Source organism: Streptomyces sp. NPDC102462 (genome assembly GCF_044765425.1).
In the GTDB taxonomy this organism is placed as follows: Bacteria; Actinomycetota; Actinomycetes; order Streptomycetales; family Streptomycetaceae; genus Streptomyces.
In genome coordinates this window covers 1-20,331 of the sequence record NZ_JBIWKB010000087.1, presented here as the reverse complement: position 1 = coordinate 20,331, position 20,331 = coordinate 1, and the positions used below count along the sequence as shown (strand labels likewise).

Below are 20,331 nucleotides of genomic sequence, written 5' to 3'. Positions count from 1 at the left end.
CTTGCGCCCGCGCCTTCGACGCCGGATCGACGCCCGATCAACGGCCGGGGCCGACCGCGGACGGCGAACTCGAAGGGTCCTCGAAGCGAGATCGATCGAGGACGGACATGGTCGGGCGTGACGGATCCGGACGCTACGACGCTTGTGAGGTGTCTTGTTGTGTCGAGTACACAGCGGCGAGTTGACCACGGCATCACCATCGACGCCGCCGTGGAGACGGTGTTCGACACCGTCGCGGACATAGCGAGTTGGCCGCAGTTCCACCGGTCCGCCGTGCACGCGGAAACAGTCCACGCCAACGAGAAGGGGGAACTGGTCAAGCACTGGGCGCTGGCCGGTGACGCCGCCGTCCGCACCTGGCAGACCGTGCGCCGCACGGACCGGCCGGGGCGCCGCATCACCTTCGCGCACATGGAAGCCGAACCGCCCGCCACCGACCTCCGCGGCGAGTGGGTCTTCACCGAACTGGCGCCGAACCGGACCCGGGCCGAGCTGGTTCACCACGTCGGCGCGCCGGCCGACGCCGATCTCGGCCCGTTGCTGGACGGCATCGACCAGGACAGCGAGGACTGCCTCGCCACGCTGCGCGACACGGCGGAGCGCCGCGCCGACCTGGACGAACTCGTCGTGTCCTTCACCGACCCACTGTTCATCGCCGGTTCCGCCGAAGACGCCTACGACTACCTCTACCGGGCGGACCTGTGGCCGGAGCGCATTCCGCACGTGGTGGGGCTCGCCATGACCGAGGACGTGCCGAACATCCAGTTCTTCGACATGGACACCAAGGGCCCGGACGGCAGCACGCACACCGTCCGCTCGGTGCGGGTCTGCCTCCCGCCCAAGCTGATCGTGTACAAGCAGATCTCGCTGCCGACGATGCTAGACGCGCACACCGGCCACTGGCGGTTCACCGAGGTGCCGGAGGGCGTCATCGCCGAAGCCCGGCACACCAGCACGATCAAGCGCTCGGCGCTGTCACAGCTGGGCGGCGCGACGACGGTCGGTGAGGCGCGCCGGTACCTGCGGCGTCTGCTGAGCGGCAACAGTATGAGCAACCTCCGCCTGGCCAAGACGTACGCGGAGGAGCGCGCCGGTTTCTGAACCGGGCGCGTACCGGCCTCCGCGCGACCTCGCCGCGGTGCGGAAGGTGATGAACCGCCCGGGCGCACCGTGAGCTGCCGTACCGGCACCGACACCGTCCGGGCCGGGTCCAACGAACAGAGAACCGACCAGTCAGGAGGGGCAATGGCCAAGGAGACGACCGCCAGAGGCGGGGGACTGTGGGCAGCCGCCGATCTGCTGACCCCGATGGCGGTCCGGGTGGCGGCGACGTTGCGGTTGGCTGACCACATCGCCGCAGGCACCCGGACGACCGAGGCGTTGGCCAAGGCCGTGGACGTCGACCAGGACGCGCTGGGGCGGCTGCTGGACCACTTGGTGACCGCGGGCGTGCTGTCGAGCACCGGGCCCGCCGCCTACGAGCTGACGGAAATGGGTCACCACCTCTGCGAGGGCGAACCCGAGGGAATGCGCGCGATACTCGACATCGACGGTGCCCTGGGGCATGCGGAGTTGAGCCTCGTCCACCTGCTGCACACGGTCCGTACCGGTGAGGCCGCGTTCCCGCAGCAGTACGGCGTGGCGTTCTGGGACGACCTGTCGGCCGACGACGGGCGCGCCGAGTCCTTCGACGCGTTGATGGGCGCAAGGCTGGCGGCGCACGCGCCTGCCGTGGCCGAGGCGTATCCGTGGGGAACGCTCCGTCATGTCGTCGATGTCGGCGGTGGCGACGGCAGCATGCTGATCACGATTCTGCAGTCCCATCCCGAGCTGCGGGGGACGGTCGTCGACCTGCCCGGCCCCGTGCGCCGTGCCGGGAAGGCCATCGCCGCGGCAGGTCTCGACCACCGGGCCGACGCCGTGACGGGCAGTTTCTTCGACACCCTTCCCACCGGAGCGGACGGCTACCTGCTGTCGAGCATCCTGCACAACTGGGACGACGCGGCGGCCACCCGCATCATGCGCCGCTGTTCCGACGCGGCGCAGACGACGGGACGTGTGCTGGTCGTGGACTACTTCAACGACCAGACCGTGCAGACGGAGGGCGACCTGCGGATGCTCGCCTACTTCGGGGGCCGTCAGCACACCCTCGAGCAACTGGCCGACCTGGCCGGAACGGTCGGCCTGCACATCACCTCGGTCACCCCGGCCGGCCGTTACTCCGTCGTCGAACTGCGCGCTTCCCGCTGAACGGCCGCGCGCCGCGTCGGACGCGGGCCACCGCCGGTGCCGCTGACCGGCCGGCGCGAGCGGTTCTTCTCGGTGGCCGTCGAGAAGCGGGCTTCGATTCCGTCCAGGATGATCGCCAGACCCTTCTCGAATCGCTCGTCGGCCTCCCCGATCTCGGATGCCTGGACCATCCGGCTCAGATGCGGGAACTCGCCCGTCGCCAGCAGGGACTTGAGGTACGGCTCCATCCGCAGCCGCCAGGCATGGCGATCGACGCCGGACTGGTCCGCGGTCGCCCGCTCGGTCAACTCGGCCTGCACGGCACCGCCGACCCAGGAGTGGATCAGGTTGAGTACGTCGACCGTTTCGTCCATGCTCAGGCCGCAACCGGTGAGAACGGCGAGATCGCGTTCCATGCCGCGCATGAAGTTGGGGCCCATGATCGGGCGGGTGGCGAGGAGCGGGGCGAGCCAGGGGTGCCGCAGGAAGATCTGCCGGCGACGGTGTGCCAGGGTCGTCAGGTCCGCACGGAGATCGCCGGTCGGCTCCTGCGGCTCGAAGCCGGTCGCCTCGTCGATCATCACCGTGTACAGGTCTTCCTTGGTCGGCAGGTAGCGGTAGAGGGTCATCGCACCGGTGCCGAGTCTCTTGGCGATGGCGCGCACCGACGCGGCTTCGATGCCTTCGGAGTCCGCGATGCCGATCGCCACCGCGGCGATCTGCGCACGATTGTGCGTCGGTGCGGGACCTCGCGCCGGCCTTTCCGGTCGCATCCAGATGATTGGTTTCGAGTCCGACACAGCAGCCATCCTACGCATCCGGCGAAATCTTGCGTACAGCGTACTCACTTGGATATGTTAAAACTGCGTACGCCGTACTCGGTCAGGGGTTGATGCATGGAAGACGCGATCATGTACACCGAAAATGTGAGGAAGCAGTTCGGGGACGTCGTCGCGCTGGACGGCCTGGACCTGGTGGTGCCGTCGCACACCGTCTACGGCCTGCTCGGCCCGAACGGCGCGGGCAAGAGCACCACCGTGCGGATCCTGGCCACCTTGACCCGGCCCAGCAGCGGGCGGGCCGTCGTCGCCGGCTTCGATGTGGCCCGTGACCCGGCGGACGTGCGGAAGGTGATCGGCTTGGCCGGCCAGGACGCGTCGCTCGACGAGGAGCTGACGGGCCGTGAGAACTTACGGATCTTCGGCCGCCTCTCGCGGCTCGGCTCCCGCGGCGCCCGCCGGCGTGCCGACGAGCTGCTGGAACGGTTCGGCCTCGCCCACGCCGGTGACCGGTTGGTCGGCACCTACTCCGGGGGCATGCGCCGCCGGATCCACCTGATCGCCAGTCTGTTGCGCGCTCCCGCCGTGCTCTTGCTCGACGAGCCGACCACGGGGCTCGACGCCCACAGCCGTGTCGAGGTCTGGGAAAGCGTCCGCCGACTGGTGGCCGACGGCACCACGGTCCTGCTCACCACCCAGTGCCTGGAGGAGGTGGACCGGCTTGCCTCGGCGGTCGGCGTGATCGACCGCGGCCAGCTGATCGCCGAAGGCAGCCCGGCCCAGCTCAAGGCCCAGATCGGCAGCCACATCGACGTCGTGGTGGAGTCGACGGACCAACTGCCCAGGGCCATGGCGAGGCTGGAGAGGCTCACCGGCCGGTGCCCCGAGGCGGACGGATCGCGCGTCGTCGTCTCCGCGGTGGACCGGATGCCCACCCTGCCGTTGATCGTGAGCGAACTGGGCGCGGCCGGCGCGGTGATCCGCAACGTCGGCATCCGTGAACCCGGCCTGGACGACGTCTTCCTGACCCTGACCGGCAAGCACATCGAACCGGCGGAACCGGCCGAGTCGCCGGAGGCGGTGTGGTGAACCTCCTGGCCGACGGCTGGACGCTGACCCAGCGAAGGCTGTTCCGGTTACGCCACCAGCCCGGCACCGTGCTCACCATGCTCATGATGCCGACCGCGTTCGTGGTGCTGTTCGGATTCGTGTTCGGCAACGCAATCCGCGTACCCGGCACCTGCCACTACCGCGAGTTCATGATGCCGGGCGTGTTCGTGATGACGACCGGGACCGCCCTGTCCACGGCCATGGTGGAGGTGGCGACGGACCAGGCGCGCGGGGTGATGGAACGCCTGCGGTCGCTGCCGACCCATCGGGTGTCCGTGCCGCTCGGCCAGAGCGGAGCGGAGGGGATCCTCGGGGCTTACGGACTGGCGGTCCTGATGGTGTGCGGGCTCTTCGTCGGCTGGCGGCCGCACCACGGCGTGTTGCCGACACTCGTCGGCGTCGGCCTGCTCCTGCTGCTCCGCTACACGCTGGCATGGGTCGGCACCTACCTGGGACTGGTGGTGCGTTCGGCACGGACCGCGGCCGGCCTGACACCCCTGACACTGCCCCTCGTCATGGTGTCCAACGCCCTCGTGCCCACTGACCCGATGCCGGCCTGCCTCCGTGTGATCTGCGAGTGGAACCCGCTCAGCGCCACGGCGACGGCCGCGCGCAAGCTGTTCGGCAACCCGGGTACCCCCGGGCCGGACGCCGCGTGGCCGCTGACCCACCCGGTGACCGCGAGCCTGCTGTGGGCCGGCCTGCTGTTGCTGGTCTTCGTGCCGCTGTCGGCGCGCCGCTTCGCCCGCGCCGGACTGTAGATCCGTACGCGCAGTCTCCTGCCCGAGGGCGCGGCGGGTGAGCCCGGGAGCACCTCAGAATCCGGGGAGCCCCTGCGGAACCGGAACACCTTCAAAACCGGAAGCCCAGAACCGGAAGCACCGTCAGAACCTCGATGGGCGCCACGTGCCCGCGAGGAAACCGCTGTTCGCATCTACGGAGGGACAAGCATGCGTGTAGTGATCGTCGGAGGCGGCACCGTCGGGTTGTGCACCGCCGTCTTCCTCGCCCGTCAGGGTGTCTCGGTCCATGTGCTGGAGCGCCGGGCACAGGTCAACGACCATCCGCGGGCCTTCGGGATCACCGACCGGTCGGCGGAGATCCTGCGGGAGGCCGGCATCCACATCGAGACCCAGCATCTCGCCAGGGGGCTGATGACGGGAACGAGCCTGGCCGACCTGACCACCGTCACGGCCAAGTTCGAACCGCCGGAGATCGGCCCGGCCAAGCTGGGAAGCTGCCCGCAGGATCGGGTCGACCGGGCCGCGCTGGCGCGGCTGCGGGAACTCGGCGGCCAGGTAGACTTCGGCAGCGAGGTGGTCGCGGTGGCGGACGGCGGCGTCACCACGGCGGACGGCAGGACCGTCACGGGTGACTATGTGATCGCCGCCGACGGACACCGCAGCAAGGTCCGGGAGCTCCTCGGCATCGGCATGAGCGGCCCGGGACCATTGAGCACCTCACACATGCTCAACGTGCTGTTCCACGCCGAACTGCCCACCCCGCCGTTGTCCATGACGTTCCTGCGCAACGAACGGGCCTCGGGCATCCTGCTGAAGGTCGACAACACCGGCCGCTGGGTCTTCCACATCCCGAACGGCGACCCGGACACCCCCATCGAGCGGATACAGCAGCACATCAGGGACGCCACCGGCGTCACCGACATCGAGCCGGAGATCATCAGCCTGTTGCCCTGGTCGTCGACGGCGCGGGTGTCCGACAGCTTCAGGCAGGGCAACGTCTTCCTCGTCGGTGACGCGGCACATGTGGTGCCGCCGGTCGGCGGTCTCGGACTCAACGGCGGTATCGCCGACGGCCACAACCTGGCGTGGAAACTGGCTGCCACCGGTGACGCACTGCTCGACACCTACGAGGCCGAGCGCCGGCCGGTCGCGCTGTTCACCATGGAACAGACCGTGCTCCGCGCCCACAACCGTGACCTGCACTGGGACAACGATCCCAGCCGGGCCGCCGACCGGGCCGCCGTCGGCATGGCCGGCATCATGATCCCCGTGATCGGCTACCGGTACGACTCCCGCGCCGTGATCAACCCCGAACCGCTTACCGACATGGAGAACCTCGTCTTGGACGGTGCACCGGGCAGCCGCCTGCCGCACCGGTGGCTCCCGGACGGACGGTCCACGGTCGACCTCGTCGACGGCTTCACGCTGATCACCGGGACCGCGGCCGACCACTGGCTGGACGCGGCACGGAACCTGGGCATCACGGCGCACGCGGTGGAGGGGTGGGCCGAGGCCACCGGCATCAAGGAGGACGGCGCCGTACTCGTCCGCCCGGACGGGTTCGTCGGCTGGCGTACGGCCACCACGCGGCACGCCGAGACGGCCAGCACACAACACCTGCGGGACGTGCTCGACCGGGTCCTGTGCCGACAGCAGGCCTGACCCGGATCCGGACCTGTGGCAGGCGGTCGACACCGACGCGGTCGGTGTCGGCCGCGTGCTGTTCCGGCGTGGGGCGGTGACCGGGCCGCGCCCGCACGCTCCACCTCCAGGGTCGAACCACTCACGAACTCGCCTCGAACCGCTGCCGCGAGCATCGGCGCACAGTGATCCCTTGACCCCCGACCTCGAGCAAACGCGCGTCAACCGCGCCCTGTTCGCGGACGTTCCCAGCGCGACGGTGAAGGCCGGGCCGGAACGGATCGGATCCGAGTGGGACGCGAGGCCGGTCACGAACCGAACACCGAGGCAGAGGAGGCGGAGGATGGATTTCGGCGTTGATCCCTATCCCGAGTACGCGTGGTTGCGTGCGGAGGAACCGGTCCGGCAGGTCATGGAGGGCAAGGGCCTCTACGGACTGCTGGTGACCCGGTACGAGGACGTGCGCAAGTTGCTGACCGATCCCAGGATGAGCAAGGACCCGCGCAACGCACCGCTCGACTGGCAGGAGGCGGGAAAGGGGCGGCCGCTGGAGGACCGGACCGGGCTCGGGACGCACCTGCTGACCACCGACCCGCCCGAACACACGCGGCTGCGCCGGCTGGTCTCGACCGCCTTCACCGCCCGCCGTGTCGAGGGCCTGCGCGACCAGGTGCAGCACATCACGGACGGGCTCCTCGACACGATCGTGCCGCGGGGGCGGGCCGACCTGATCACCGAGTTCGCGTTCCCGCTGGCGATCACGGTGATCTGTGAGTTGCTCGGGGTGCCCAAGGCGGACCAGGACGTGTTCCGCCGGTGGACGAAGGACTTCCGGCGGTGGACGAACACCGACTCCGCCCAGGCCGACCGCGGTGACGCGCGGCCGGTCGGACTGCGCGACCTCCTCGAGTACCTGACCGATCTGGTCGCCAAGCGCCGGCGCGAGCCGGCCGACGGTCTGGTCGACGCGTTGATCGCGGCCCGGGACGACGACGACCGGCTGGACGAGACCGAGTTGCTGTCCATGCTGTCCCTGCTGTTGGTCGGGGGCTTCGAGACGACGGTCAATCTGATCGGGAACGGCACCCTGGCCCTGCTGCGCCACCCCGACCAACTCGCCCTGCTGCGCGAGCGACCGGATCTGCTGGACTCCGCGTTGGAGGAGATGCTGCGGTACGACGGGTCGTTCGAGACGGCGACGTGGCGGTTCCCGCTCGAACCCATCGAGATAGCGGGTACGCGCATCGAGAAGGGCCACCCGATGCTGCTGTCCCTGGCATCGGCCAACCGGGACGAGGCGAAGTTCCCGGCACCGGACGACTTCGACGTCGCTCGCGTGGACAACGCGCATGTGGCCTTCGGACGTGGTGCGCACTTCTGCCTCGGCGCGCCGCTGGCCCGGCTGGAGGGCCGGATCGCATTCGAGGGGCTGCTGCGCCGGCTGCCCGGCCTCGCGCTGGCCGTACCGCGGGCGCAGTTGCGCTGGCAGCGGAGTCTCACCATCCGGGGACTCGAAGCGCTGCCGGTCACCTTCGATGCCTGACCCCGGCATCGAGTGTTCCGTTCACTCGCCATGGACCGTTATCAGGAAAGAGACTCACATGCCGAATGCTGCAGTCAGCGCGCGAACGGTGAGGGCACGATGAACCGCCGGATCGCCATCACGGGGATCGGCGTACGTGCCCCGGGCGGTGGAAACGCCAAGGAATTCTGGAAACTGATCTCGTCCGGCACCTCGGCCATCCGCTCCATCTCGCTGTTCGACGCGTCCGGGTGCCGCTCCCGGATCGCGGGCGAGTGCGACTTCGACCCGGTCGCGGAGGGCTTCTCCCCCCAGGAGACCCGGCGCATGGACCGGAGCGCGCTGCTCGCCGTCGCCGCGACCAGGGAAGCGCTCGCAGACGCCGGCCTCGACCTGGCCGAGGCCGACCCGCATCGCTGCGGGGTCAGCGTCGGCAGCGCCATCGGCGGCACGATGAGCCTGGACCGGGAGTACAACGTACTGTCCGACGGCGGCCGCAAGTGGCTCCTCGACCACGAGTACGCGGTGCCCCACATGTACGACTATCTCGTCCCGACGTCGATCGCCGCGGATGTGGCTTGGGCGGCCGGGGCGGAGGGCCCCGTGTCCCTGGTGTCCACGGGATGCACCGCGGGCATCGAGTCGGTGTCCCACGCGGCGCAGCTGATTCGCGAAGGCTCCGCCGACGTGATGCTGGCCGGCGGCTCGGACGCGTCCATCTCGCCGATCTGCGTCGCCTGCTTCGACGCGATCAAGGCGACGACGCCCCGCAACGACGAACCGGTAACCGCCTCCCGTCCGTTCGACCGTACCCGGAACGGCTTCGTACTCGCCGAAGGCAGTGCGATGCTGGTGCTGGAGGAGCTGAACCACGCCAGGGAACGCGGCGCGCACGTCTACGCCGAGATCGGCGGATGGGGCGTGCGTGCCAACGCGTACCACATGACCGGGCTGCGGGCCGAGGGCCCCGAACTGGCCACTGCCATCGAGGTGGCGCTGCGGATGGCCGGGCGCGTGCCCGAACAGGTCGACTACGTGAACGCGCACGGCTCCGGTACGAAGCAGAACGACAGACACGAGACCGACGCGTTCAAGCGCAGTCTGGGCGACCACGCCTATCGGACGCCGGTCAGTTCGATCAAGTCCATGATCGGCCACTCGCTGGGCGCGATCGGTTCTATCGAGATCGCGGCGTGCGCGCTGGCCATCGAGGCCGGACTGATTCCTCCGACGGCCAACCTGCACGTGCCCGACCCGGAGCTGGGCCTCGACTACGTGCCGCTGACAGCGCGGCCGGCGGATCTGCGGACGGTGCTCAAGGTCGGCAGCGGGTTCGGTGGTTTCCAGAGCGCCATGGTGCTGACCAAGGGGGGATCCGATGAGTAGGACAGTCCTGGGGAGTGACAACGGCACGACGCCGACGCCCCCTCGTGCGGTGATCACCGGTCTCGGGGTGGTCGCGCCGAACGGGTTCGACGCCGACGAGTACTGGGATGCCGTCCTGCACGGGCGTGGCGGCATAGACCGGGTCGCCCGGTTCGATCCGGCGCAGTACCCGGCCGAACTGGCGGGGGAGGTCCCCGACTACGACGTGCGCGCGTACATCCCCGGCCGTCTGGTGCCGCAGACCGACCAGACCACCCGGCTGACACTGATCGCGACGGACGCCGCGGTCCGCGACTCCGCCCTCGACCTGGCCGCCCTCCCCGACGACCAGGTCGGCATCGTCACCGGTCTCTCCGTCGGCGGGCTCGAGTACAGCCAGCGCGAGCTGGAGAAGCTCTGCAGCCGCGGCAGCGAGCATGTGAGTGCCTACCTCTCGTTCTCCTGGTTCTACGCGGTGAACACGGGGCAGATCTCCATCCGGCACGGGTGGCACGGACCCGGCGGCGTCCTGACCGGGAACACCAGCGGCCTGGACGCCATCGCACAGGCTCGCCGGTATGTGGTGGGGGGCCTGCCGGTGGTGATGTGCGGTGCGGTGGAAAGCGCGATGTGTCCGCTCGGCTGGGTGATCGAGCTGACCACCGGCCGGATGAGCACGGTGACCGACCGGACGCAGGCCTACCTGCCGTTCGACACCGCCGCGTCCGGCTACGTGCCGGGAGAAGGCGGCGCCATGGTCGTCGTCGAGGAGGCCGTACACGCGCGCGAGCGAGGTGCTCAGGTGTACGGCGAGATCGCCGGGTACGCCACCACCTTCGACCCGCGGCCCGGTTCGGCTCGAGAGCCCGGACTGCGCCGGGCGATCGAGGCCGCGCTGACGGATGCCGGTGTGACGCCGGCCGAGGTCGACGTCGTGTTCGCGGACGCGGCCGGGGTCGGCGAACTCGACCGCGCCGAAGCCGCCGCCGTCACCGGCGTGTTCGGTCCACGGGCTGTTCCGGTGACCGCGCCGAAGACGATGACCGGCCGGCTGTACTCCGGTGGCCCGGCGCTCGACGTGGCCACGGCGTCGTTGAGCATGCGGCACGGCGTCATCCCGCCCACGATCAATGTGACCGACCCCGTCCGGTCCGACCAACTCGACCTCGTACTCGGCCGGCCGAGGGAAGCGACCGTGTCCACCGCGCTGGTGCTGGCCCGCAGCGACGGCATCAACTCCGCGATGGTGTTGACGGCGGCGTAACGGGACGCCGGTGGCAGCCGTCCAAGACGGCTGCCACGTACGGCGTCGGCGGCTGCCCTCGCATCGCGTCGGCGGCTGCCACGCGGGGCGTCGGCCCGGTCGAGGCGCACGGTGGTGACGCGGACGCCTTGGCCCGGCACCGCCCGGGTCACGGCTTGGCGATGATCTCCAGGACGCCGGCCGTCCAGGTGAAGCCGGCGCCGACGCCGGCCAGCAGACACGTCTGCCCCGGCTCCAGGGCGCCCTCGGAGACCAGATGGGCCAGCCCGGCGAACTGGTCGCCCGCGCCGAGATGTCCGACCCGCCGGCCCCAGGACCAGGTCGAGCGCTGCGGATCGATGCCGAACGGGTCGAAGTACTGCGCCCGCATCCGGGTTCGGCCCAGGTTCGGCAGCACGTACCAGTCGATGTCGCTCAGTTTGACGTCAGCCTGGGCGCACGCCCGGTCGAACGCCTCCCGTTGACCCGCTTCGATGCGGTTGAGTAGGGGCTCCACGCCCAGTTCTCGCACCAGGGCGTCGCTGTTCAGGTCGATCGGCGCCTGCGCGGCCAGCGGAGCGTCGCTGAACCGCTCGCTCCGGCTGCCGTGCTCCAGCCCGGAGTCGGACACCGTGGCCAGTCCGCGCAGCTCGGCGAATCCGGTGCGGGTGGACACCACCACGGCGGTGCCGCCGTCGCCGCAGACGGTGCTCGAGTCGCTGCGCCACCGGTCGAAGCCGGGCAGGCAGAACCGGTCCGCCGTGGTGACCAGGGCAGTCGGCCGGTCGTGCGCCCGCAGGTAGCCGGCCGCGAGTTCCAGGGCGGCCATGCCGCCGTTGGACATCTGGCGGACCTCGACGGCCGGGCAGGAGCCACCGCCGCAGAAGCGCTGGACGTACGACGCCGCCGGCCACATGTCGTGACCCTGGTGGTACGCGCAGGCGTGCAGCAGCAGGTGCAGGTCCTCCGGCCCGACCTCGGCGCGCCCGAGCGCGTCCCGTGCCGCCAGCACCGCCATCTCCGGCGCCGACTTGTCCGTCGAGACGCACACCGACTCGATGCCGGTGTTCCAGACCCGCACCCGATCGGCGAGCCCGGCTCGTTCCGCCTCGTCGAGTGTCAGGCGCTCGGGCAGCCACGAGCTCGCGGCGGCTATGTAGAGACCGTCGCTCATTGTCTTCCTCCCACGGATCGGATTGCCTCGGGTTTCCTGTCTCCGGTCATGGTCGTCATCTCCCCCGGAGGTTCGTTCGAGGCCCAGGCGAGGCGTTGGCCGCGGGGAACGCATACCGGCAGACCCGAGAGCGAATACCGGCGGCCTCCGTCGATCGGAACTCGATCGGGTGTCGAAGCATCCCGGCAATGTTGGTTTCGACGTCACGAGACGAAGGGGCAACAATGGCGACTTTCACCCAGGCGGACCTGGTGCGGTGCATACGCGAGGCGGCCGGCGAGGACGAAGGACTCGACCTGGACGGCGATATCGCCGACATGACGTTCGCTGATATGGGCTACGACTCCGTCGCGATGGTGGAGGTGACGCTCCTGGTCGAGCGAGAGCTCGGCATCCGTCTGCCCGAGGACGGCGACAGGACGGGCAAGGAGGCGACGCCGAAGCAGTTCGTCGGACTGGTCAACGAGCTGCTGCCCGCCTCGATCTAGCCGCGGGCGCGGTGGCGTGCCCGGCTCACCAAGGAGAAGACCATGTACAGCACAGAGCACGAGCAACGCTTCGACAACGGTGCGCCGGAGGCGCCCGAGCAGCTCGGCCTGCTCTCCGAGATCCTCAACCGGGAGACGTTCCGGACCCTGGGCCAGGAGGTGGGTGTCGGCCATGGTTGGCGCTGCTGGGACGTGGGTGCCGGGGACGGCTCCGTCGCTCGCTGGCTGGCCGCCAGAGTGGGAACGTCCGGACATGTGGTGGCCAGTGACCTCAAACCGCAGCACATACCCAGCCATCCGCGTATCGAGGCGATCCGCCACGACCTCACGGAAGACCCGTGGCCCGAGCCGGAGTTCGACCTCATTCACGCCCGGCTGGTGCTGATGCATGTGGCCGACAAGGAGACGGTCGCGGCAAAGCTGGCGGCGCACCTTCGGCCAGGCGGTGCGCTGGTGCTCACTGACTGGTATTGCGGCTGTGCAACCGAGGGCATCATCAAATCCCCGGTCGACGCATACACGGCGCGCATCTTCCAGCAGTATCACGAGGCCGTGCATAAACTCGCCGGAGAAACCGGTATGGATTTCGACTGGGCGTCGCGTACGCCAGAGGTGCTGTCCGCCGCCGGTTATCGGGACATCACGGTGCGCGACTTCCGGGCGCCGGGGGAGGGTGGGGCGCCGACCGCACGGCTTGCCCGGCTGCACAGCAGCATGCTGGAGCCCTTCCTGCTGAGCCAGACCGAACTAACCGTCGACGACCTGTCGGTAATCCGGGAAAAGCTTTTGGACCCGGAATTCGAGATGGTGACGAATCACACGTACACGACCGTCGTCCGGGTGCCGAAGTAAAGGCCGGTCATAGGGAATAGGCGGCGTCGCAAGGCGGGCACCCGACAGTCCCGGGCGGGGCCGGCCCCGCCGACGCGGTCAGGCGGCCGCGGCGACGCGGCCGCCTAACCGCGTCCCGACTCCCTCCACCGCACGGACAGGCTCCCATCGTCGCAGCACGTCAAACCGGGACAGGCTACCGTGCACCCCCTGAGCGGCACTCACCGTCCCCCCGAGCGGCGCACGGTGGCCCCTGCCCGTCGAGCAGCAGCGAACCGATGCGGCGGGGCAACCCGTAGGACATACCCCCCGGCTTGCCGCCCCGATCTCCTTCACCAAGAAAAGTTAAAACAGCTCGGAATGATCTTGTTGGGAAGTGGAGGGCCGGGTTACGGTATGTCGCGCGCCAGCGAACATATTGGGGGAGTTATGGTAGCTGCTGCGACAAAGGTCTTAGTGAGAAAACAACTTGCGGATTTTGCGGTCGATGATGTAACGCGGGCGCTGGAATGGCAAACCGCAAGGCTCATTGACGTTGACCTCGCGACGGAGCCTGCAAGGTTGTTTCCCGTGCGCCGCTCCCAGGGGATTCCGGCACCCTGGTGGAAACCGTCGCTCCACTCGGGGGCGCGGCATGCGGCCTGACCGCACCGTCCCGTTACGGATAGTGCTGATCGACGACCACGCGCTGGTGCGCGAGGTGGTGTGCGAGGCGCTCGACGTGGAACCGGACATGATCGTGGTCGGCGACGCCTCCAACGGTGCGACCGGCATCCTGCACTGCAAGACCGAACAACCCGACGTCGTCCTGCTCGAGGGGAACATTCCTGACGAGTCAGTGACCGAAACAGTGCAGGCCATCCGCTCCGCATCACCGAACGCCAGAATCCTGGTTGGCAGCATGCGTGACGACCCGGCGCTGGTACGCCAATTGCTCGACTGCGGTGTCCGGGGCTGTCTGAACAAATCGGCGAGCCGGAATGATCTCGTGTCCAGTATACGGGCGGTGTGCGCCGACGACTTCCGCATCGTGCTCCACGTATCCGTCGAGGCGCTGACGTACATCGCCACGACGGCGAACTACCCGGAGACGCTCACCAGACGCGAGCTGGAAATCCTGACCCTGGTGAGCAAGGCGATGAGCAACCGGCAGATCTCGCGGCGGTTGACGATCGCCGAAGGCACGGTGAAGCGCCATCTGGGCGCCATTTTCACAAAATTGGGCGCTCGCTCTCGGCTGGAAGCCGTCAACAAGGCGGTTTCCATCGGGCTCATCGCCCGCGGTGGGTGAAACGTTCCAGGAAAGTGCCCGCCGGCCGCCGAGGTGCAAGAACCGCACGTGCAGATCACCCTGAAGGGAAGGCAGGCAGACTGTGGCAACCTTGAACGGCAAGACCGCGCTCTTGAATGGCAAGACCGCGCTGGTGACCGGCGGTCGGACCGGTATCGGCTTCGGCATCGCCACCGCGCTGGTCGATCGGGGCGCGAACGTCGTGATCACTTCACGCGACGAGGACAAGCTGCGCAAGGCGGCAGCCGAACTCGGCGAGGAACGGGCCGTCGCGGTCGCCGGTGAGGCCACCGACCCCGAGCATCAGCGGAACGCGGTGGCGACCGCCGTGGACCGGTTCGGATCGCTCGATCTGCTGGTCAACAATGTCGGCGGTACGGAGCGGACCGCCCATCGGTTGGTCGACGTCGACGTGGCGGCGTACCGGCGCACGGTAGAGATCAACCTGATGTCCGCGCTGACCTGGGTCCAGGCGGCCTGGCACGGCTGGCTCGGCGAGCACGGCGGCGCCATCGTCAATATCTCCTCGATCGCCGGCGAACTCGCCGTTCCCGACGGCACGTCCTACGGCACGGCCAAGGCGGCGCTGAACCACTTCACCCGGCAGATGGCGAACGAACTCGCGCCCACGGTCCGGGTGAACGGCGTCGCCTCCGGCACGGTACTCACCGACTTCACCAGGGCGAACGTCGAGGGCAGGGAGGACAAGGTGATCGGCTCCATCCCGCTGAGGCGACTCGGCGAACCCGCCGACGTGGGTGCGGCCGTGGCCTTCCTGTTGTCCGACGAGGCGTCCTGGATCACCGGGCACACGCTCGTGGTCGACGGCGGCAGGCTCCTCCACAACAGGTGACACGGCACCGGTGCGACCGAGGATGGCCTCGCGGCGATCCTCGAGCCGTCACCGTGGCCCTTCCGCGGAGCGGTGACTACCGCGTGACCCGCTCCGCGCGGGGCTCCCCCGAGAGCCCCCAGTCCGACCAGGAGTCACGTCCGGCCAGCACCTCCCGATGCAGTTCCTTCAGCATCACCGAGGGTTCGAGGCCCAGATCGGCGGACAGCGTTCTGCGCAGGTGCTGGTAGGCGACCAACGATTCGTTCCGCCTGCCGCTGGAGGCCAACGCCTTGATCAACTGCGCGTGGTACCACTCGTTGAGCGGGTCGGCCACCAGCATGGCCTTCAGCTCCCCCACGAGTTCCCGGTGCCGTCCCAGCATCGCGTCGGCCTGGATGCGCAGTTCGATGGTGTGCGCCCGCTGCTCCGTGAGATGGACGACGTGCGCCTGGATCGACGGGCCGGCCGTCACATCGGCGAGCGCCGGTCCTGACCACAGGTCGAGCGCCTGCCGCAGCAGCCGCGCCGCCGCGGCCGGATCGCCGGCGGCGAGCGCGGTGCGTCCCTGCTTGGCCAGCCGGAGGAACGCTTCCAGGTCGAGCTGGTCCGGGTCCACGCGGAGCATGTAGCCGGTGCCGCAGGTGGCGAGCACCTGTTCGACCGTACCCTCCGGCACCCACGGTTCGAACTGACGCCGCAGCTGGTAGATGTACGTCTGCGCGGTGGGAACGGCACTCTTCGGCGGTTTGTCACCCCACAGTTCGTCGATGATCGCGTCGAGCATGACGATGTTGTTCGCGCACAGGAGCAGCTGCGCCAGCACCCGCCGTGCCATCGGCGCGGTCGGTGTGCAGTCGCCCAGGTCGTTGGTGACGGTCAGGCGGCCGAGTACCTGGAATCGCAACACGGATGAATGCCTCCACACGGTGATCGTCGGATCGGGCCTCGAACCAGACTCTGCCGATCGCTTTGCTCGGCAGGCAATGCTGCGGGGCGAAGGTCCCACCCCGGTGACCGTGTCGGATCGTGTCCTCTACAACCTTCGTCGCATTGCCGTGGACGAGAGGTTTGCGAGCGGCGGCACCGGATGAGCCCACCCTCCGAGAGCAGAGTGAGATTCCGCTGTCATGACAGAGGCTTTGGTGAAAGCGAGTGGTCAGGACGTCGTCGCGGTGGTCGGTCTGTCGTGCCGTTTTCCGGGCGCGAGTTCCCCCGAGGCGTACTGGGACCTGCTCGCGGCCGGCCGGGAGGCCGTCGGTGAGGTTCCTGCCGACCGCACCGTACACGTCGGAGAACGGGTGGCCCGGGCCGGGCTGATCGACGGCGTCGCGGACTTCGACGCGGGCTTCTTCGGGGTGTCGCCACGCGAAGCCGCAGCGATGGACCCACGGCAGCGACTGATGCTGGAACTGGCCTGGGAAGCGCTCGAACACGCGGGAGTCGACCCGTCGGCGGTGCGGGGCAGCCGGGCGGGAGTCTTCCTCGGGGCGATGGGGGACGACTACGCCGGTCTGGTGCGCGACCAGGGCGCGGGAGCGATCGACAGCTTCACCCTGTCCTCGCTCCAGCGTGGTGTCCTCGCCAATCGGATCTCCTTCTTCCTGGGACTGTCCGGCCCGAGTGTGGTCGTGGACTCGGGGCAGTCCTCCGCCCTGGTCGCCGTGCACCAGGCGTACGAGAGCGTGCGGCGGGGCGAGTCCGCGTGGGCGCTGGCGGGCGGGGTCAACCTGATCCTCTCGCCGGACTCGACGGCGAGCGCGAGCGAGTTCGGCGCGCTGTCGCCGGACGGCCGTTGCTACACGTTCGACGCACGCGCCAACGGCTACGTGCGCGGCGAGGGCGCCGGCCTGGTGGTGCTCATGCCACTGGCCGACGCCCTCGCGTCCGGCCACGACGTGGTGTGCGTGATCCGCGGCGGCGCGGTGAACAACGACGGTGGCGGCGAGCAGCTCACCACCCCGAGCCGGGCGGGACAGGAGGACGTGCTGCGGGCCGCCCTCGCCGCCGCGGGAACGGACCCCACCGAGGTCGGGTACGTGGAGCTGCACGGCACCGGCACACCAGTGGGGGACCGCGTGGAGTCGGCGGCGCTGGCCGCGGTCTTCACCGACCGGGACCGCCCGCTGGTGGTGGGCTCGGCGAAGACCAACGTGGGCCATGCGGAGGGAGCGGCGGGGATCGTCGGCTTCATCAAGGCGGCGCTGTCCGTACAGCGTGGTCGGGTCCCGGCGAGTCTGAACTTCGCCGCTCCGGCGGACGACGTCCCGCTCACCGAGATGGGCATCGAGGTCGCCGCCGAGCTGCGCGAGTGGCCCGGCGACGGGCCGCGGGTGGCCGGCGTGTCGTCGTTCGGGATGGGCGGGACGAACTGCCATCTCGTGGTCGCGCAGGCTCCTGATCCCTCCCCGGGTGAGGAGAACCGTGGCGCGAGCGCGGGCACCCTTGCATGGCTGGTGTCCGGCGGCACCGCGCGGGCCCTGCGCGCCCAGGCCGAGTCGCTGGCCGGGCACGTCGCCGCACAGCACGGCCAGGACCCCCTCGACATCGGGTTCTCGCTGGCGACCACCCGCGCCGCCCTCACCCACCGCGCCGTGGTGATCGGCTCCGACGCTTCCGAGCTGAGCGAGGGACTGGCCGCGCTGGCAGCGAACCGGCCGGCGCCGAACGTCGTGTCCGCTGCGGTCCGCGAGGGCGGCACGGCCTTCCTGTTCACGGGGCAGGGAGCGCAACGCGTCGCCATGGGCCGGGAGCTGTACGCGAAGTTCCCGGTGTTCGCCGAGTCCTTCGACGCCGTGTGCGCGGAACTGGATCCGCACTTGGGTCGAGGTCTGCGTCAGACCGTGTGGACCGACGCGGACCTGCTCGGCCGGACCCGGTACACGCAGGCAGCGCTGTTCGCGCTGGAAACGGCGTTGTACCGGCTGGTGGAGTCGTTCGGAGTACGTCCGGACCATGTCATCGGGCATTCGATCGGCGAGGTCACCGCCGCGCACGTCGCGGGGGTGCTGTCGCTGTCCGACGCCTGCACACTCGTCGCGACACGCGGCCGGCTGATGCAGGCGGCCCCGTCCGATGGGGCGATGGTGGCCGTCAACGCCGACGAGCACGACGTACGGTCGCTGCTGCCCGGGTCCGGAGTGGGTATCGCCGCCGTCAACGGGCCCGGCTCGGTCGTCATCTCCGGTGACCGCGACCCGGTGCTCGCGATGGCGGAATCCTTCCGCGCCAGGGGAGTGAAGACCAGGCAACTCAACGTCAGTCACGCCTTCCACTCCCACCACCTCGACGCCATTCTCGATGAGTTCGCCGACGCCATCCGCGGGCTGGCCTTCCACGCCCCTCGGATCCCCGTCGTCTCCAATCTCACAGGGCGCACCGCCACCACGGACGAGCTGACCGACCCGGCCTACTGGGCACGCCACATTCGTGGCACCGTCCGCTTCGCCGACGGCATCCGCACCCTGCACGACGCGGGCGTGTCCCGGTACCTCGAACTCGGTCCCGACCCCGTGCTCGCCGGCATGGCCCGCGAAACGCTCGCCGAGCAGGCACCGGTGGCCGTGTCCACGCTGCGTGACGGACAACCGGAAGTCCATACGCTGCTGAAGGCGCTCGGCACCCTGCATGCCACGGGGGCGGCAGTGGACTGGACGCCGCTGCTGAACGGCGGCCGCAGGACCGCGCTGCCCACCTACACCTTCCAGCGTCGCCGGCACTGGATCGGTGAGGCGCGCGAGACAGCGCCCACCGCGGAGCCGGCACCCGTCCGCGACCGCGAGGGCGTGCTGGACACGGTGCGCACGCACCTCGCGGCCGTCCTGGACTACGACGCGGCCGACATGACTTCGTCGGCGTCGTTCAAGGACCTCGGGCTGACCTCACTCACCGCGGTCGAGCTGTGCGCCGGGCTGTCGAGCGAGCTGGGCCTGGTCCTGCCCGCGTCCCTGGTGTTCGACCACCCCACCCCGGACCGGCTCGCTGCGTACCTGCACGCCGAGCTCACCGGGCACAGCGATACGGGCGGCACGGGTGACACCGTGAGCATCCGGCCGGCCGGCGACGGCGGCGCCGACGATCCGATCGTCATAGTCGGGATGGGGTGCCGGTATCCCGGTGGCGCGTCGTCGCCGGCCGAGCTGTGGGAGCTGGTGCGGTCGGGCCGGGACGCCGTCTCCGAGCTGCCCCGCGATCGTGGCTGGGACCTGGACAACCTGTTCGACCCGGACCCCTCGGTGTCCGGCCGGACCTACGCGCGGCACGGCGGATTCCTCGATGACATCGCCGGCTTCGACGCCGGGTTCTTCGGCATCTCGCCGCGTGAGGCGCTGGCGATGGACCCGCAGCAGCGGCTGCTGCTGGAGACCGCGTGGCAGACGCTGGAGGACGCCGGGATCGAGCCCGGTTCGCTGCGCGGCAGCAGGACAGGTCTGTTCATCGGAGCCATGGCGGGCGACTACGGCCCCCGGCTCGACACCCCGCACGGCGGGGTGGACGGATACGTACTGACCGGTACCAGTGGGAGTGTCACGTCGGGTCGGCTGGCGTATTTCCTTGGTCTTCAGGGGCCGGCGGTGACGGTGGATACGGCGTGTTCGTCGTCGTTGGTGGCGTTGCATCAGGCGGTTCAGGCGGTGCGGAGTGGTGAGTGTGCTCTGGCGCTGGCCGGTGGTGTCACGGTGATGTCTTCGCCGGGAATGCTGGTGGAGTTCTCGCGGCAGCGTGGGTTGTCGGTGGACGGGCGGTGCAAGGCGTTTTCGGCGTCGGCGGATGGCACCGGCTGGGGTGAGGGTGCGGGGCTGGTGGTGCTGGAGCGTCTGTCGGATGCGCGGGCGCGTGGGCATCGGGTGCTGGCGGTGGTGCGGGGTTCGGCGGTGAACCAGGACGGTGCGTCCAACGGACTGACCGCACCGAACGGTCTGTCGCAGCAGCAGGTGATCCGTACGGCGTTGGCGGCTGCGGGACTTACCGGCGCGGAGGTCGACGCGGTCGAGGCGCACGGCACGGGAACACAGCTCGGTGATCCGATCGAAGCCCAGGCGTTGCTGGCCACGTACGGGGCCGAACATTCCCAGGACGGGCC

The 20,331-nt window shown here is 69.6% G+C and carries 16 protein-coding genes; 13 read left to right on the top strand and 3 right to left on the bottom strand.

Going from position 1 to position 20,331, the window contains the following annotated elements; translation table 11 throughout:
* The first annotated feature begins 159 nt into the window (after positions 1-159).
* Positions 160-1,101, top strand: a complete 942-nt coding sequence (locus ACIRFL_RS40420; RefSeq protein WP_404039679.1) for an aromatase/cyclase — start codon at positions 160-162, stop codon at positions 1,099-1,101.
* Positions 1,102-1,245: 144 nt separating this feature from the next.
* On the top strand, positions 1,246-2,250 hold the full coding sequence (locus ACIRFL_RS40415; protein ID WP_404039676.1) for a methyltransferase: 1,005 nt from the start codon (positions 1,246-1,248) through the stop codon (positions 2,248-2,250).
* Here the strand turns inward: ACIRFL_RS40415 and ACIRFL_RS40410 are convergent.
* Positions 2,217-2,939: a TetR/AcrR family transcriptional regulator gene (locus ACIRFL_RS40410; protein ID WP_404039673.1), complete on the bottom strand. Its 723-nt coding sequence runs from the start codon at positions 2,937-2,939 to the stop codon at positions 2,217-2,219. The two genes, ACIRFL_RS40415 and ACIRFL_RS40410, sit on opposite strands and share 34 nt — an antisense overlap.
* Positions 2,940-3,125: 186 nt before the next feature.
* Here ACIRFL_RS40410 and ACIRFL_RS40405 point away from each other — a divergent pair, with 186 nt between their 5' ends.
* The 6 genes from ACIRFL_RS40405 to ACIRFL_RS40380 all read left to right on the top strand — a co-directional run bounded on the left by ACIRFL_RS40405 (position 3,126) and on the right by ACIRFL_RS40380 (position 10,653).
* Positions 3,126-4,097, top strand: a complete 972-nt coding sequence (locus ACIRFL_RS40405; RefSeq protein WP_404039670.1) for an ATP-binding cassette domain-containing protein — start codon at positions 3,126-3,128, stop codon at positions 4,095-4,097.
* Complete coding sequence (locus ACIRFL_RS40400) at positions 4,091-4,879, top strand: ABC transporter permease (RefSeq protein WP_404039667.1); 789 nt, start codon at positions 4,091-4,093, stop codon at positions 4,877-4,879. The genes ACIRFL_RS40405 and ACIRFL_RS40400 overlap by 7 nt, the downstream gene beginning before the upstream one ends.
* Before the next feature lie 189 nt (positions 4,880-5,068).
* Positions 5,069-6,523 carry an FAD-dependent oxidoreductase gene (locus ACIRFL_RS40395; protein WP_404039664.1) on the top strand — a complete coding sequence of 485 codons (1,455 nt, stop codon included), beginning with the start codon at positions 5,069-5,071 and terminating at the stop codon, positions 6,521-6,523.
* Positions 6,524-6,845: 322 nt separating this feature from the next.
* Entirely contained in the window at positions 6,846-8,045 is a 1,200-nt protein-coding gene (locus ACIRFL_RS40390) for a cytochrome P450 (protein ID WP_404039662.1), read from the top strand.
* 99 nt (positions 8,046-8,144) lie between these two features.
* The gene (locus tag ACIRFL_RS40385) at positions 8,145-9,410 is read left to right on the top strand and encodes a beta-ketoacyl-[acyl-carrier-protein] synthase family protein (RefSeq protein WP_404039659.1); all 1,266 of its coding nucleotides are present in this window, start codon (positions 8,145-8,147) and stop codon (positions 9,408-9,410) included.
* The gene (locus ACIRFL_RS40380; RefSeq protein ID WP_404039656.1) at positions 9,403-10,653 is read left to right on the top strand and encodes a ketosynthase chain-length factor; all 1,251 of its coding nucleotides are present in this window, start codon (positions 9,403-9,405) and stop codon (positions 10,651-10,653) included. The genes ACIRFL_RS40385 and ACIRFL_RS40380 overlap by 8 nt, the downstream gene beginning before the upstream one ends.
* 148 nt (positions 10,654-10,801) lie before the next feature.
* On the opposite strand, the gene ACIRFL_RS40375 is transcribed toward ACIRFL_RS40380, so the two are convergent.
* The gene (locus ACIRFL_RS40375; RefSeq protein WP_404039653.1) at positions 10,802-11,806 is read right to left on the bottom strand and encodes a ketoacyl-ACP synthase III family protein; all 1,005 of its coding nucleotides are present in this window, start codon (positions 11,804-11,806) and stop codon (positions 10,802-10,804) included.
* 224 nt (positions 11,807-12,030) lie between these two features.
* Between ACIRFL_RS40375 and ACIRFL_RS40370 the strand changes: the two genes are divergently transcribed.
* From ACIRFL_RS40370 to ACIRFL_RS40355, 4 genes are all read left to right on the top strand, one after another.
* Positions 12,031-12,294, top strand: coding sequence for an acyl carrier protein (locus ACIRFL_RS40370; RefSeq protein WP_404039650.1), 264 nt, complete (start codon positions 12,031-12,033; stop codon positions 12,292-12,294).
* A 42-nt stretch (positions 12,295-12,336) separates the two neighbouring features.
* A complete protein-coding gene (locus ACIRFL_RS40365) occupies positions 12,337-13,146 on the top strand; it encodes a class I SAM-dependent methyltransferase (RefSeq protein WP_404039647.1) in 810 nt (269 codons plus the stop codon).
* Between the two features lie 646 nt (positions 13,147-13,792).
* Positions 13,793-14,416: a response regulator gene (locus ACIRFL_RS40360; RefSeq protein ID WP_404039645.1), complete on the top strand. Its 624-nt coding sequence runs from the start codon at positions 13,793-13,795 to the stop codon at positions 14,414-14,416.
* Between the two features lie 91 nt (positions 14,417-14,507).
* Complete coding sequence (locus ACIRFL_RS40355; protein ID WP_404039642.1) at positions 14,508-15,269, top strand: SDR family oxidoreductase; 762 nt, start codon at positions 14,508-14,510, stop codon at positions 15,267-15,269.
* 76 nt (positions 15,270-15,345) lie between these two features.
* Here the strand turns inward: ACIRFL_RS40355 and ACIRFL_RS40350 are convergent, their stop codons facing one another.
* A complete protein-coding gene (locus tag ACIRFL_RS40350) occupies positions 15,346-16,158 on the bottom strand; it encodes a BTAD domain-containing putative transcriptional regulator (RefSeq protein WP_404039639.1) in 813 nt (270 codons plus the stop codon).
* Positions 16,159-16,378: 220 nt separating this feature from the next.
* On the opposite strand from ACIRFL_RS40350, the gene ACIRFL_RS40345 reads away from it, so the two are divergent.
* Positions 16,379-20,331, top strand: a 3,953-nt coding sequence (locus ACIRFL_RS40345) for a type I polyketide synthase (RefSeq protein ID WP_404039636.1), incomplete at its 3' end; no start/stop codon positions are given.

What these genes read in the sequence shown, in the direction of transcription:
- ACIRFL_RS40415 (WP_404039676.1), top strand. Translation starts at nt 1,246, where the DNA reads ATGGCCAAGGAGACGACCGCCAGAGGCGGGGGACTGTGGGCAGCCGCC.
- ACIRFL_RS40405 (WP_404039670.1), top strand. Translation starts at nt 3,126, where the DNA reads ATGGAAGACGCGATCATGTACACCGAAAATGTGAGGAAGCAGTTCGGG.
- ACIRFL_RS40395 (WP_404039664.1), top strand. Translation starts at nt 5,069, where the DNA reads ATGCGTGTAGTGATCGTCGGAGGCGGCACCGTCGGGTTGTGCACCGCC.
- ACIRFL_RS40390 (WP_404039662.1), top strand. Translation starts at nt 6,846, where the DNA reads ATGGATTTCGGCGTTGATCCCTATCCCGAGTACGCGTGGTTGCGTGCG.
- ACIRFL_RS40385 (WP_404039659.1), top strand. Translation starts at nt 8,145, where the DNA reads ATGAACCGCCGGATCGCCATCACGGGGATCGGCGTACGTGCCCCGGGC.
- ACIRFL_RS40380 (WP_404039656.1), top strand. Translation starts at nt 9,403, where the DNA reads ATGAGTAGGACAGTCCTGGGGAGTGACAACGGCACGACGCCGACGCCC.
- ACIRFL_RS40375 (WP_404039653.1), bottom strand. Translation starts at nt 11,806, where the DNA reads ATGAGCGACGGTCTCTACATAGCCGCCGCGAGCTCGTGGCTGCCCGAG.
- ACIRFL_RS40370 (WP_404039650.1), top strand. Translation starts at nt 12,031, where the DNA reads ATGGCGACTTTCACCCAGGCGGACCTGGTGCGGTGCATACGCGAGGCG.
- ACIRFL_RS40365 (WP_404039647.1), top strand. Translation starts at nt 12,337, where the DNA reads ATGTACAGCACAGAGCACGAGCAACGCTTCGACAACGGTGCGCCGGAG.